The sequence below is a fragment of the Streptomyces sp. NPDC096193 genome (assembly GCF_040302905.1).
Lineage (GTDB): Bacteria > Actinomycetota > Actinomycetes > Streptomycetales > Streptomycetaceae > Streptomyces.
Genome location: NZ_JBEOSJ010000011.1, coordinates 225,017 through 238,517 on the forward strand (window position 1 = coordinate 225,017; position 13,501 = coordinate 238,517).

At 69.5% G+C, this 13,501-nt stretch carries 12 protein-coding genes and 1 riboswitch; of the genes, 6 read left to right on the forward strand and 6 right to left on the reverse strand.

Annotated features, from left to right (window positions below; translation table 11 throughout):
* Positions 1-19: 19 nt before the first annotated feature.
* From ABTX78_RS18710 to ABTX78_RS18730, 5 genes are all read right to left on the reverse strand, one after another.
* Positions 20-1,798: an ABC transporter substrate-binding protein gene (locus ABTX78_RS18710; RefSeq protein WP_352207859.1), complete on the reverse strand. Its 1,779-nt coding sequence runs from the start codon at positions 1,796-1,798 to the stop codon at positions 20-22.
* Between the two features lie 110 nt (positions 1,799-1,908).
* Complete coding sequence (locus ABTX78_RS18715) at positions 1,909-2,907, reverse strand: ABC transporter permease (protein WP_340475544.1); 999 nt, start codon at positions 2,905-2,907, stop codon at positions 1,909-1,911.
* 451 nt (positions 2,908-3,358) lie between these two features.
* Entirely contained in the window at positions 3,359-4,144 is a 786-nt protein-coding gene (locus ABTX78_RS18720) for an enhanced serine sensitivity protein SseB C-terminal domain-containing protein (protein WP_352207860.1), read from the reverse strand.
* A gap of 82 nt (positions 4,145-4,226) precedes the next feature.
* On the reverse strand, positions 4,227-5,006 hold the full coding sequence (locus ABTX78_RS18725; RefSeq protein WP_352207861.1) for an enhanced serine sensitivity protein SseB: 780 nt from the start codon (positions 5,004-5,006) through the stop codon (positions 4,227-4,229).
* An 84-nt stretch (positions 5,007-5,090) separates the two neighbouring features.
* Positions 5,091-5,765, reverse strand: a complete 675-nt coding sequence (locus ABTX78_RS18730) for an AAA family ATPase (protein ID WP_352207862.1) — start codon at positions 5,763-5,765, stop codon at positions 5,091-5,093.
* A 210-nt stretch (positions 5,766-5,975) separates the two neighbouring features.
* Positions 5,976-6,073, forward strand: a riboswitch (glycine riboswitch).
* 149 nt (positions 6,074-6,222) lie between these two features.
* On the opposite strand from ABTX78_RS18730, the gene gcvT reads away from it, so the two are divergent.
* The 4 genes from gcvT (at position 6,223) to ABTX78_RS18750 (ending at position 10,588) form a co-directional block, all read left to right on the forward strand.
* Complete coding sequence (gcvT, locus tag ABTX78_RS18735; RefSeq protein ID WP_352207863.1) at positions 6,223-7,338, forward strand: glycine cleavage system aminomethyltransferase GcvT; 1,116 nt, start codon at positions 6,223-6,225, stop codon at positions 7,336-7,338.
* 58 nt (positions 7,339-7,396) lie between these two features.
* Entirely contained in the window at positions 7,397-7,774 is a 378-nt protein-coding gene (gene gcvH, locus ABTX78_RS18740) for a glycine cleavage system protein GcvH (RefSeq protein ID WP_327679969.1), read from the forward strand.
* 31 nt (positions 7,775-7,805) lie between these two features.
* Entirely contained in the window at positions 7,806-9,065 is a 1,260-nt protein-coding gene (glyA, locus tag ABTX78_RS18745; RefSeq protein WP_352207864.1) for a serine hydroxymethyltransferase, read from the forward strand.
* 155 nt (positions 9,066-9,220) lie between these two features.
* Positions 9,221-10,588 carry an L-serine ammonia-lyase gene (locus tag ABTX78_RS18750; RefSeq protein ID WP_352207865.1) on the forward strand — a complete coding sequence of 456 codons (1,368 nt, stop codon included), beginning with the start codon at positions 9,221-9,223 and terminating at the stop codon, positions 10,586-10,588.
* Between the two features lie 69 nt (positions 10,589-10,657).
* On the opposite strand, the gene ABTX78_RS18755 is transcribed toward ABTX78_RS18750, so the two are convergent.
* Complete coding sequence (locus tag ABTX78_RS18755; RefSeq protein ID WP_313943966.1) at positions 10,658-10,873, reverse strand: EF-hand domain-containing protein; 216 nt, start codon at positions 10,871-10,873, stop codon at positions 10,658-10,660.
* Positions 10,874-11,477: 604 nt separating this feature from the next.
* Between ABTX78_RS18755 and ABTX78_RS18760 the strand changes: the two genes are divergently transcribed.
* On the forward strand, positions 11,478-12,218 hold the full coding sequence (locus ABTX78_RS18760; protein WP_502993895.1) for a tRNA-dependent cyclodipeptide synthase: 741 nt from the start codon (positions 11,478-11,480) through the stop codon (positions 12,216-12,218).
* Complete coding sequence (locus ABTX78_RS18765) at positions 12,193-13,389, forward strand: cytochrome P450 (protein WP_352207867.1); 1,197 nt, start codon at positions 12,193-12,195, stop codon at positions 13,387-13,389. The genes ABTX78_RS18760 and ABTX78_RS18765 overlap by 26 nt, the downstream gene beginning before the upstream one ends.
* Positions 13,390-13,501 lie beyond the last annotated feature (112 nt).

Consider the following 13,501-nt stretch of genomic DNA (forward strand, 5'->3'; position numbering starts at 1 on the left):
AACGTGAACTGACTGGGTTTTACTTGACGACGCCGAGCGAGGCGTAGTCGTAGCGGCCGTTGTAGGCGTCCGCGGTGTAGGCGTTGGTGAGGCGGGTGCTGCGCCAGGTGATCGTCTTGTCGTAGACGAAGGGCAGGTAGACAGCGGCCTCGGAGACCTTCTGGTTCATCTGCTTGTAGATCTCGCCGGCCTTGTCGGGGTCGGTCTCCGCGATGGCCTGGTCGAAGAGCTTGTTGATCGCCGGGTCGTTCAGCTCGGAGAAGTTGTTGTTACCGCTCTGGAGGATGAACCGGCCGTCGACCAGCGGCTGGGAGAAGCCCTGTCCGGTCGGGAAGTCCGCACCCCAGCCCATGATGATGATGCCGTAGCCCTTGTCCTTGACGACCTTCGGCGAACCGATGATGCCGGACGTCTGGGCGCCGTCGAACTGGTCGACCTGGGCGTCGATGCCGACCTGCTTCAGCGCGTTCTGCAGCGAGACGGCCGTGGCGACCTCGACGGGCTTGTTGTTGCGCACCGCGATGGTGGTCTTGAAGCCGTTCGGCTTGCCACAGGCCTTCAGCGCGGCCTTGGCCTTCGCGACGTTCGGCTTGCTGTCGTTCTTCAGGACCTCGTAGGGGTCGTACGAGGTGTCGGCGCCCTTGATGCCCGCGGGGAGCATGTTCGGGGCGATGTCGCCACCGGCCTGCGGGCCGCCACGGGCGGTCTGCAGGGACTTCTTGTCGGCGGCGTAGATGACCGCCTTGCGGCACTCGATGTTGTCGAACGGCGCCACCGTCTGCGGGAAGACCGCGTAACGGATGAAGCCGGTCTGGCCGTTGTCCAGGTTGCCCTTGTGCTCGCGCAGGGCGGTGGTGCGGGCCGCCTGGCCGATGCCCGTCGCGTTGATGTCGATGTCGAAGTCACCCTTGAGCAGGCGCTTGTCCATGTCGTCCGCGTTGGTCATGAAGGTGACCGAGATGCTGTCCGGGAGCGCCTTGCGGATCGTGTCCGACGAGGCCTTCCAGTTGGCGTTGCGCGACAGCTTCATCGACTTGTTCGGCGCGTACGAGTCGATCTTGTACGGACCGTTGGAGAAGGGCTTCAGGCCGTACTTGGCGGCGGTGTCCTTCTCCTTCTTGACCGGAGAGGCGGCCGGCATGGCGAGCATCTGCTCGAAGTCGCCGTTCGGCTTCGGGAGCTTGAAGATGATGGTCTTCGCGTCCGGCGTCTCGATGGCCTTCAGGCCGAGCTTGTCGGCGGACTTGTCCTTGTAGGGGCCCTTGTACTCCGACTTCGGGTCCAGGACCTGCATCAGGTAGACCGGACCGCCGGAGATGACGTCCTGGGCCCAGGTGCGCTCGATGCCGTACTTGATGTCCTGCGAGGTGACGGGCGTGCCGTCCTCCCACGTGACGTCGTCCTTCAGCGTGTACTTGTAGGTCTTGCCGTCGGGCGAGATCTCGGCCTTCGCGGTCGCGAGGTCCGGCACGAGCTCGGTGCTGCCCGCGCCCGGCGCCGGCTTGAAGCTGACGAGCTGGCGGGTGTAGTAGCGGGCGAAGTCCCACATGAAGCCGTAGTAACCGCGCTGCGGGTCCCAGGAGTCGGCGTCCTGCGTGCCGACGAACTTGAGCTCACCGCCCTTCGCGGTGGACGGGTTGGCGACCTTGCCGACGCCGGCGTTGAAGCCGGGCGTCTTGCCGGCTCCGTCCTTGTCGTCGTTGTTGTTGCCGCCACAGGCCGTGGTGGTGAGCAGGGCCGCGAGTACGACAGCCGTGCCTGCGGCAAGCCTGCGCTTCGACGTGCGATGGGTTGTCACGATGCTCGCAACCTCCGTGGTAGTCGCGGCCCTTGAGGGCCGCGGGTCTGGGCTGTCGCTCCTGACTGGTGGCAGGGGCTGGGCTGTGGGTCCGCAGGGCTTGCGGTGGTTCAGCGGGATCCCTTGGGATCCAGCGCATCCCGTACGCCGTCACCGAAGAGGTTGAAGGCGAGCACGGTGATGAAGATCGCCAGACCCGGGATGATCATGAACACCGGGTCGTCCTCGTATGTGCGCACGGCCGTCTGGAGCATCTCGCCCCACGACGGGGTGGGCGGCTTCACTCCGACACCCAGGAAGCTCAGCGCGGCCTCGGTGAGGATGTTGGTCGGGATCATCAGCGTCGTGTAGACGGTGATCGGCGCGACCAGGTTCGGCAGCAGCTCACGGAAGAGGATGTAGGACCGGCCGGCTCCCAGGCTGCGCGCCGCCTCGACGTACTCGCGCTCGCGTAGCGACAGGGTCTGGCCGCGCACGATGCGGCCGATGTAGGGCCAGCCGAAGAAGCCGATCACCAGGACCAGGACGGCGATGCGCAGTCCGGAGCCGGAGAACCCGAACAGTTCGTTCGGGGTGACGGAGATCAGGGCGATGATGAAGAGCAGCTGCGGGAAGGCGAGCAGCAGGTCCATGACCCGGCTGATCGCCGCGTCCACCCAGCCTCCGAAGTAGCCCGCGATGACACCGAAGAGGGTGCCGAGCGAGACGGCCACGAAGGCGGACAGGAAGGCGACCAGCAGCGAGATACGGGCGCCGTAGATGATCCGGCTGAAGACGTCGCGGCCGTTGACCGGCTCGACTCCGAGCAGGAAGTCGGAGCTGATGCCGCCCCAGCTGCCGATCGGGGTGCCGAGCAGCGGGTCGATCTGGTCCTCGTGCAGTTCCTCCGGCGGGTGGCCGAACGCGTCCACGATCAGCGGGGCGAGGAGCGCGACCAGGACCAGCAGGAGCACCACGACCCCACCGGCCAGCGCTACCTTGTCCCGCTTGAGGCGGACCCAGGCGATCTTCCAGGGTGAACGCCCCTCGATGTCCTTCTGCGGGACATCGGCGGCGACATCGACGGCCGCGGTCTCGGCCGCGCTCGTGTCGTGCAGTGGTGCCGTCATCGTGGTGGGGACCCCTCTCGGCCGGTGGTGACCGACCCATGCCCGCCGCTGTAGCGGCTTCGTTCACATCAGTGGTGCAGTTGTGTGTGGTGCGAGGAAAGTTTGAAGAAGCAGGTCGTACACGGGACCGAAGGGTCCTTGTTGCGGGGAGTCTTCAACGCTGCCGCGATCACCCGCCAGACCCCTCGGGGAATGTTTGCGTAAACGTGATGAGGGAAGCCGGTTTCCGTTATACGGACGGGACCGCCGACTGAGCGGAACGCCAAATGGCCCATATGGGACGGAAGTTCACCGATGCACCGCCCGTCACGCAGAGGCGGCTCATTCGAATACAAGGCGCGTCACGGGTTGCGCACACACAATCCGACCAGAACATCCGCGCAGGGCATGGAAAGAGGACGAATTCGCCCTCGGAAGCAGTGTGGTGGAAAACCGGCCGGGGCCGGTCGGTTCAGTGGCCGTGGGGCGGCGGATAGCCGTAACCGCCGGCCTGGGGGGCGCCGTGCGCGTCACGGTCGTAGAACGGCCGGGAGTTGGCCCGCAGCCACATCGTGACGGGGTCGTACTCGTCCGACATCGCGACGGTGGACACCGGCAGTCCCTCCGGGACGGCCGCGATCGACTGCTGCATCATCGCGCGGACCGCGTCCACCGACTGGCGTCCGGTGTCGTACAGATCGAGACCGATCGCCAGATACGGGGCGCCGAGCGCGGGCTGCACCCAGGCGCGGCGCAACGATCGGACGGCCGGGGTGCGGTGGGCGTTCTGCGAGAGCAGGGCGTAGAACTGCGGGATCTCGATCACCGGCTCGGACAGTCGCAGTGGTCCGGCGGGCATCCGGTCGAGGCCGGTGGCGATCCTGCGCAGATCGGGCCAGGGGATGCCCACACCGCCGCCGGGGGCGTGCGGATTGAGCCAGATGCCCCAGCGGTCGGGGTAGAGGGCGCGGGCGATGTCGAGGCCGCCGACGACCTCGTGCGCGCGGTTCCAGCCGGAGACGGCGAGCTCCTGGGCGGAGGTGACACAGGGGGCGTAGCCGACGCCGTCGACCTCCATGTTCCCGTACTGGGCGTCGGGCGAGCCCGCACGGCCGTGCCAGAGCAGCATCCAGACCTGGCCGCTCGCCGGGTCGGCCAGCGCCTTCAGCAGCGCCTCGTACGCGTCGTAGCGTCCGGGAGTCACCTGGCGCAGCATGTGCTCGACCTGCCCGGCCGCCGCGGTGCCTGACGCACTCACTGTGGGTTCCGCCCCTCTTCGCATCACGATTCAGCAGGTCATGAAACCAGCTTATTCGGCCGTTTCGACACCGACTTGACGACTACACGTGCTCTCGTTGGTAGAACGGCCGCACCCGGGCCAGCATCCAGTCGGCGACGGGGTCCTGGGCGACGTCCAGCAGGACGATGCTGACCGGCCAGCCGACCTGGACCCGGCCGAGCGCCCGACCGAGGGCGTCCATGGGCGCGTTGCTGCCGACCGCGTCCCAGCCGGACAGCTGCACACCGATGAACAGGGTGGGCGGGTCGCCCTCGATGGACGCGAGCGCCCGCCGCGCGGTGACGACCACTCCGGACTCCTCGAACTCACCGGCGGCGGCGGCCAGGAAGTCGACGGGCTCCTCCTGCCAGTCCGGCTCGAACAGCCGCACCCGCCCGCCGCTCGCCCCGACCTGCGGCCCGCCCGGTTCGTGGCGTCCGGCCCGGCAGAGCTCCGCCACGGCGGACGGCGGCAGCGGGGTGCCGACGACACCGCCCGGGTTGACGGCGATGCCCAGCTGCGGCGGCAGCCCGCGGGCGAAGTCGCGCGCGGGCGCCACGGTGAAGGGCATATGACTGCCCACACAGGTCAGGAACTGGTGCTCGGAGCTGAAGACCGGCACATACGCCTGTCCCTCGATCTCCGTGGTGGGCAGATCGAGGTTGGGGCTGTCCGGGCCGCCGCCGTTGGGCAGCGGCACCCAGAGGAAGCTGCGGCCGAGGACCTCCACGAGCCGGCCCCCGGCAGCCGGGTTGCCGAGGGAGGCGCCGAGCACCTCTTCGAGCTCGTTCGCCGGCCAGCCGCCGGACGGATGCGGATGCGCCTGTCCCTGAATGGTCATGTGCTGGTCTCTCCCCCGGCTCTCCTCTGTGCTTCCCCCGACCCTAATGCGCGCGCCCGCCGGGCCGGGGACGGGGCCGAGCGATCACTCCTCGCCGAAACCGACCCGTGACAGCACGGTCGCCGCGTCCCGGTCGAGCAGCACCGCCGAAGCGCAGCCGGCGGGCAGTTTCCCGGCCTCCGCGTCACCGATGAGCCGGCCCACGGCGCGCTGGTGCCGGGCGAAGGCGTAACCGGACACCCCGCGGCCGCGCTCGCGCTGTCCCTGCCGGGCGATCCCCGGGGAGACGTCGAGGAGAACGAGATGGAGCGCGCTGCCGCGGCGCCGCGCCTCCCGGCCCAGCCAGCGCCGCACCCAGGTCTGGGTCCCGCAGTCGTGCACGACCACGCTCTCGCCGGAGCGCAGGGCCCGGCGCAGGCCCGCGTAGTGGGCGAGCCGCACGAAGGGCCGGTAGACGGCGTACGGGAGGAACCTCGGCATCCTCGCGTCCCACCGGTCCCGCGTGTCCTGGGAGTCGATCCGCCGGCCGCTTGCCGCGCGTCTGATCAGTGTGGACTTCCCGCTGCCCGGCAGGCCCGACACCACCACGACGTCGCCCGCGGCGAACCCCAGGCTGTGCGGGCTGCGTCCCCCGCGGTCCCGCAGGTCACGCAGCACGGGCGCCGCCCCCAGGACGTCGCCGACCTCTCGGGCGGGTACCTGCGGCGGCGCAGGCACTCCCGCGGCGGTCGCATATGCACCGGACTGCTGCAAAGTCATCACCCTCCCCCTGTCGGGTCACCCCCCACACTTGCCCATGGAGCGTAAAGAAATGGTAATGCGACGAGGTCGATTTGCCGGTGAGGAGCGCCGTGCCGTCCGCAGAAAGCTCCCAAGCCGTCCGCTCCGGCCCCGAGCCCTCCGGCCTGGGGGGACGCCCTTCGGCGCGATGCGTGCAATGATGTGCCCGCCAACTGCATACCGGCCGCTTGAATCCACGCGGGAGAGTCCTGGCCACAGTGTGCGCCGGGCGCCGAAGGAGCAAGTCCCTCCCTTGAATCTCTCAGGCCCCGTACCGCGTGTGATGAGGCAGATCTGAAAAGCGAGCCGCGTTCGAGTGGCTCCACCCAAGGTGCAAGTCACGTCCACCAGTACGCGTGGTCGGGACGAACCTCTCAGGTTCCGATGACAGATGGGGAGGATTGTCCTCGCCGGCCATGCCCTGGGAGTCACATCCATGACCAGTTCCCCCCGTCTCACCGCCCTCGATGCCCTGCATCGCTCGCTGGGCGCGACCATGACCGACTTCGCGGGCTGGGACATGCCCCTGCGGTACGCCAGTGAGCGCGACGAGCACACCGCGGTCCGCACCCGTGCCGGCCTCTTCGACCTCTCCCACATGGGCGAGATCACCGTCACCGGCCCGCAGGCCGTGGACCTGCTGAACTACGCGCTCGTCGGCAACATCGGCACCGTGGGCCCCGGCCGTGCCCGCTACACGATGATCTGCCAGGAGGACGGCGGCATCGTCGACGACCTGATCGTCTACCGCCTGGCCGACACCGAGTACATGGTCGTCGCCAACGCGGGCAACGCCCAGATCGTGCTGGACGCGCTGGCCGAGCGCGCCGCGGGCTTCGACGCGCAGGTGCGCGACGACCGCGACGCCTACGCGCTGATCGCGGTCCAGGGCCCCGAGTCGCCCGGCATCCTCCAGTCGCTCACCGACGCCGACCTCGACGGGCTGAAGTACTACGCGGGCCTGCCCGGCACCGTCGCCGGCGTCCCGGCGCTGATCGCCCGGACCGGCTACACCGGCGAGGACGGCTTCGAGCTCTTCGTCCAGCCGCAGTACGCGGAGAAGCTGTGGCAGGCGCTGACCGAGGCGGGCGCCCCGGCCGGACTGATCCCGTGCGGGCTCTCCTGCCGCGACACGCTGCGCCTGGAGGCGGGCATGCCGCTGTACGGGCACGAGCTGACCACGGCGCTCACACCCTTCGACGCCGGCCTCGGCCGGGTCGTGAAGTTCGAGAAGGACGGCGACTTCGTCGGCCGTCAGGCGCTTCAGGCCGCCGCCGAGCGGGCCGAGACCGCACCCCCGCGCAAGCTCGTCGGCCTGATCGCCGAGGGCCGCCGGGTGCCGCGCGCCGGGATGTCCGTGGTCGCCGGCGGCCAGGTCGTCGGCGAGGTCACCTCGGGCGCCCCGAGCCCCACGCTCGGCAAGCCGATCGCGATGGCCTATGTGGACGCGGCCCACGCCGCGCCGGGCACCGAGGGTGTCGGGGTCGACATCCGCGGTACCCATGAGCCGTACGAGGTCGTCGCGCTGCCGTTCTACAAGCGCCAGAAGTGATCGTCCGCACTCCCCCCTCGTTCCCCAGCACTCCCCCGCGTACAGGAGAATTCAGGCCATGAGCAACCCCCAGCAGCTGCGCTACAGCAAGGAGCACGAGTGGCTGACGGCCGCCGAGAACGGCGTGTCGGCGGTCGGCATCACGGAGCACGCGGCCAACGCGCTCGGCGACGTGGTGTACGTACAGCTCCCGGAGGTCGGCGACACGGTGACCGCGGGCGAGACCTGCGGTGAGCTGGAGTCGACCAAGTCCGTCAGCGACCTGTACTCCCCGGTCAGCGGTGAGGTCACGGAGACCAACGAGGACGTCGTCAACGACCCGTCGCTGGTGAACACGGCGCCCTTCGAGGGCGGCTGGCTGTTCAAGGTGCGTGTCTCGGAGGAGCCGAAGGATCTGCTCTCCGCGGACGAGTACACCGAGTTCTCCGGCAACTGACCACCCTCACGACAGGGACTGTGATTCCGCGATGTCGAATCTGAACACCCCTCTGCACGAACTGGACCCGGACGTCGCCGCTGCTGTCGACGCCGAACTCCACCGTCAGCAGTCCACCCTCGAGATGATCGCCTCGGAGAACTTCGCTCCGGTCGCGGTCATGGAGGCCCAGGGCTCGGTCCTCACCAACAAGTACGCCGAGGGCTACCCCGGCCGCCGTTACTACGGCGGCTGTGAGCACGTCGACGTGGTCGAGCAGATCGCCATCGACCGCATCAAGGCGCTGTTCGGCGCCGAGCACGCCAACGTCCAGCCCCACTCGGGCGCCCAGGCCAACGCGGCCGCGATGTTCGCGCTGCTGAAGCCGGGCGACACGATCATGGGTCTGAACCTCGCGCACGGCGGGCACCTCACCCACGGCATGAAGATCAACTTCTCCGGCAAGCTCTACAACGTGGTCCCGTACCACGTCGACGCCACCGGCCAGGTCGACATGGCCGAGGTCGAGAAGCTCGCCAAGGAGTCCAAGCCGCAGCTGATCGTCGCCGGCTGGTCCGCGTACCCGCGCCAGCTGGACTTCGCCGCCTTCCGCCGCATCGCGGACGAGGTCGGCGCCTACCTGATGGTCGACATGGCGCACTTCGCGGGCCTCGTCGCCGCCGGGCTGCACCCCAACCCGGTGCCCCACGCCCATGTGGTCACCACCACGACGCACAAGACGCTCGGCGGACCCCGCGGCGGTGTGATCCTGTCGACGCAGGAACTCGCCAAGAAGATCAACTCCGCGGTCTTCCCCGGCCAGCAGGGCGGCCCGCTGGAGCACGTCATCGCGGCCAAGGCGGTCTCCTTCAAGGTCGCGGCCGGCGAGGAGTTCAAGGAGCGCCAGCAGCGCACCCTGGACGGCGCCCGCATCCTGGCCGAGCGTCTCGTCCAGGGCGATGTGACCGAGCACGGTGTCTCGGTCCTGTCCGGCGGCACGGACGTGCACCTGGTCCTGGTGGACCTGCGCAACTCCGAGCTCGACGGCCAGCAGGCCGAGGACCGGCTCCACGAGCTGGGCATCACGGTCAACCGCAACGCGATCCCGAACGACCCGCGGCCGCCGATGGTGACCTCGGGCCTGAGGATCGGCACCCCGGCGCTGGCCACCCGCGGCTTCCAGGACGAGGACTTCCGCGAGGTGGCGGACATCATCGCCGAGGCGCTGAAGCCGTCGTACGACAGTGACGCGCTGCGTGCCCGGGTGTCCGAGCTGGCCGCGAAGCACCCGCTGTACCCCGGTCTGAAGTAGTTTCGTACTCTTTTTGACAGGAAACCTCGGGGCACCGCGCACACTGGGCTGTGAGCGCGGTGCCCTCCCCCTTGTTCCGCCTTGTTCCGTCTTGTTTCGCCTCGCTCGTACCACCCGGCAGACAACGGCGTCTACCAACGTTCTAGGAGTCACCCGTGGCCATCTCGGTCTTCGACCTGTTCTCGATCGGCATCGGCCCGTCCAGCTCCCACACGGTCGGCCCGATGCGAGCGGCCCGTATGTTCGCCCACCGTCTGAAGAACGAGGGCGTACTGGACCGGACCGCCACCGTGCGGGCGGAGCTGTTCGGCTCGCTCGGCGCCACCGGCCACGGCCACGGCACCCCCAAGGCCGTCCTGCTCGGCCTGGAGGGGCACTCGCCCCGCACCGTCGACGTCGAGTCGGCGGACGCCGAGGTGGAGCGCATCCGCAGCGAGGGCCGGCTCCGGCTGCTCGGTGTGCAGGAGATCGACTTCGACTTCGACGAGCACCTGGTGCTGCACCGCCGCAAGACGCTGCCGTACCACGCCAACGGCATGACGGTCTTCGCGTACGACAGCGAGGGCGCGAGCGTGCTGGAGAAGACCTACTACTCCGTGGGCGGCGGCTTCGTCGTGGACGAGGACGCCGTCGGCGAGGACCGGATCAAGCTCGACGACACCGTGCTGAAGTACCCCTTCCGCACCGGCGACGAGCTGCTGCGGCTCACCCAGGAGACCGGCCTGTCCATCTCCGCCCTGATGCTGGAGAACGAGAAGGCCTGGCGCACCGAGGAGGAGATCCGCGAGGGTCTGCTGGAGATCTGGCGGGTCATGCAGGCCTGCGTCTCGCGCGGTATGTCCCGCGAGGGCATCCTGCCGGGTGGCCTCAAGGTGCGCCGCCGCGCCGCCAACTCCGCCCGCCAGCTGCGGGCCGAGGGCGACCCGCTGGCCCGTGCGATGGAGTGGATCACTCTCTACGCGATGGCCGTGAACGAGGAGAACGCCGCGGGCGGCCGGGTCGTCACCGCGCCCACCAACGGCGCCGCGGGCATCATCCCCGCCGTGCTGCACTACTACATGAACTTCGTGCCCGGCGCGGACGAGGAGGGCGTCGTCCGCTTCATGCTCTCCGCCGGCGCGATCGGCATGCTGTTCAAGGAGAACGCCTCCATCTCCGGCGCCGAGGTCGGCTGCCAGGGCGAGGTCGGCTCCGCCTGCTCGATGGCCGCGGGGGCGCTCGCGGAGGTGCTCGGCGGCAGCCCCGAGCAGGTCGAGAACGCCGCGGAGATCGGCATGGAGCACAACCTCGGCCTGACCTGCGACCCGGTCGGCGGCCTGGTGCAGATCCCGTGCATCGAGCGCAACGGCATGGCCGCGGTGAAGGCCGTGACGGCGGCGAAGATGGCGATGCGCGGCGACGGCAGCCACAAGGTGTCCCTCGACAAGGTCATCAAGACCATGAAGGAGACCGGCGCGGACATGTCGGTGAAGTACAAGGAGACCGCGCGCGGCGGACTCGCGGTGAACATCATCGAGTGCTGAGAGCCGCGACCGCGGCCCGACAGTGCGGCCCCCGGCGCTCCGCCGGGGGCCGCGCGTGTGTCCGCTGCGTCAGGCCTTGTTCAGGTGGGCCCAGAACTCGTCGAACGACAGGAGCTTGTCCTTGTCGGTGTCCTGCGCGGCGATCACGGCCTCGGCCACCGGCTCGGTGACGTTCCAGTCACCCATCTGTGCCATGGCCGACTTGTACTCGGCCGCAGTGATGAAGCCGTCGCCGTCCGCGTCGTAGCGATCGAACGCCTTGCGTGCTTCCTCGATGTCCGCCACCGGTCCACCCCTTCTTGGTGCATTACTGACGGGGGTCAGATTATCCGCAGGGCGCCGCTGCGGTTCCGGCGCCCGCCCCCGGCCACGGACGCATGAGCGACGAGCCGGCACGGATACCGGCGGCGGCCGTGCGGCGGGGCTTCCCGCCGCAGGACAGCGCGACCCGCGTGACACGGCAGCCGAGCGCGCGGGACGCCGGGGTGATGGCTTCATCGCGCCTTCAGTGATCTTCACCGACGAGGAACCGGCGTGGGTGCGGGCCGAGTTGACTGCCACCGACGCCGACCGGCCGGCGCCGCGATGAACCCGTCGTTCCTGGCCGCCCTGATGGCGGGGCCGCTCCACGAACACGATCGACTCCCGCGGCGCGTGGGCGTTCCGGACGGCCGGCTTCCGCCGGTCGGCTCCGAGGCGGCGCTGACCGCCGACTGACAGGGCGTCACACAGCATTCCGCAGAGCGGAAGATGATTTTCGGCCCCACCCGGAGCGGATTCCGCCAAACCCGTGACCCGGTTCGTCACTCTCCGACAACGGGGGCTAACTTCATGGCGTCGCCGCCACACCAGGAGCACAGGGCTCCCAGGGACAAGCGGCGCAAGGGTGATGTCATCAGTGACGATCACAACCGACTCCTTCACGATCCGCCCCTTCACCCCCAACTGCCGTCTCCTCGTGGACGAGGGTGACCATGTCCTGATCGGGGTCTCCCCCGGCAACAGCTACTTCTCCGCCCGGCGCATCAGCGAGCTCGCGCGCTGGGCAGCGCCACGCTTCACCGCCGTGGACTTCGTCTACGCCGATCTACATGTGGCCTCCGTCTTCGCCGCCCTCGGCCACGCCCCCGAGCAGGCCGTCCGGCGCGCGTCCAAGGAACTCAAGGCGGTACGCCGGCGGATCCTCGGCGGGGTGGAGGCCGCGGGCCCGCCGGGGCGGCGGATCGGCGTGCGGGCGCTCTCGGAGTTCTCCGGCGATCCGGTGTACGCGCTGCTGCACCGGCGGGTGCGTCACTTCCTCGCCACCGACGAGGAGTTCCGCAAGAGCTGCGACCGTATGGTGCGGCAGTTCCTGGCCCCTCGGATCGGCGAGGGCGGGGCCGTCACACCCGAGCAGCGCTCGGCGTGCCTGGACTACATCGCCGCCGAACTCCCCTTCTTCCTCGACACCCCGGGGATTCTCGGCGTCCCCTCCTCCGTCTCCTGCTACCACGCGCTGATGCCGCTCACCGAGCTGCTCTTCGGCAAGGGCGGCGGACTGCGCGCCGCCCGCAACCAGGGCTACGCCGTCGTACGGCCGGACGCACCCGAGAGGAGCGCGGACGATGGACACCGGACAGCTGCAGCTTGACTTCCCGCTCTCCCGGCGGGGCGACGTGCTTCCCGCGGAGTGTGCCGCGCTGCGTGAGAGGGCGCCGGTGGCCCGGGTGCGGACCCTCACCGGTGACCACGCCTGGCTGGTGAGCAGCCACGGCCTGGCCCGCCAGGTTCTGGAGGACGACCGGTTCGGTCTGAAGGAGACGGCGTCGCCGGAGGCCCCGCGGCAGTACGCCCTCACCATCCCGCCCGAAGTCGTGAACAACATGGGCAACATCAACAGCGCCGGGCTGCGCGGGGCGGTGATGCGTTCGCTCAACCCGCGTGCGGACGACGGGCTGCGCGGCTGGTTGCGCACCCGGGCCGACGAGCTGGTCGAGGGGCTGCTCGCCGAGGGGCCGCCGGTCGATCTGCGGACCGCTTTCGCCGACCCGTTCTCGGCGGCGCTGCACTGCAAGGTGATCGGTGTCCCGTTCCGCGACTGGCGGCGGCTGATGTCCGGACTCGACATCGCGTTCATGACCAGCGCCCGGCCCTTCGACGGGGCCGGGCTGAACTGGTACAAGGACCTCGACTACATGGTCGAACAGCTCAATGTGCCCGAGGCGGAACGCGCCGGTCTGCTCGGCCGGCTCGCGGCACTGCGGGAGGACGAGGAGTCGGCGCACCTGACCGACGAGATGCTCGCCACCGTCGCCGTGTCCCTCTTCGGCGCGGGCGCGGTCTCCACCTCCGCCTTTCTGCTGCTCGCCGTCGTGGCGCTGTTGCAGCGCCCGGAGCTGATCGAGTATCTGCGGGAGCATCCGGAGCGGATGGGGCCCGCCGTCGACGAACTGCTGCGGTGGAACCTCTCCATCGGCGACGGACTGCCGCGGCTCGCCCTGGAGGACGTGAAGCTCGGTGACGTACTCGTCCGCAAGGGAGAGCTGGTGCTGGTCCTGGTGGAAGGGGCCAACTTCGACCCGGAGGTCTTCGAGGACCCGGACCGCCTGGACCTGGAGCGCACCCCCAACCCGCATCTCTCCTTCGGCGGCGGACGGCACTTCTGCCCGGCCTCCGCGCTGGGCCGGCTGCACGCGGAGACCGCGCTGACCGCACTGGTGACCCGGCTGCCGCGGATGCGGCTCGCCGTGCCGGCGGAGCAGTTGGTGTGGCGTACGGGATTCATCAAGCGGCTGCCGGAGAGGCTGCCCGTGCTGTGGTGACCCGCGCGCGCCCCGGTGCCCGGCGAGGTCGACCCCGGTCAAGGACGCCTTCACCACCGAGCTTTTCGCCACGTTGCCGCGGGAGTTGGCCGAGGACGCTCGCATCCAGTTC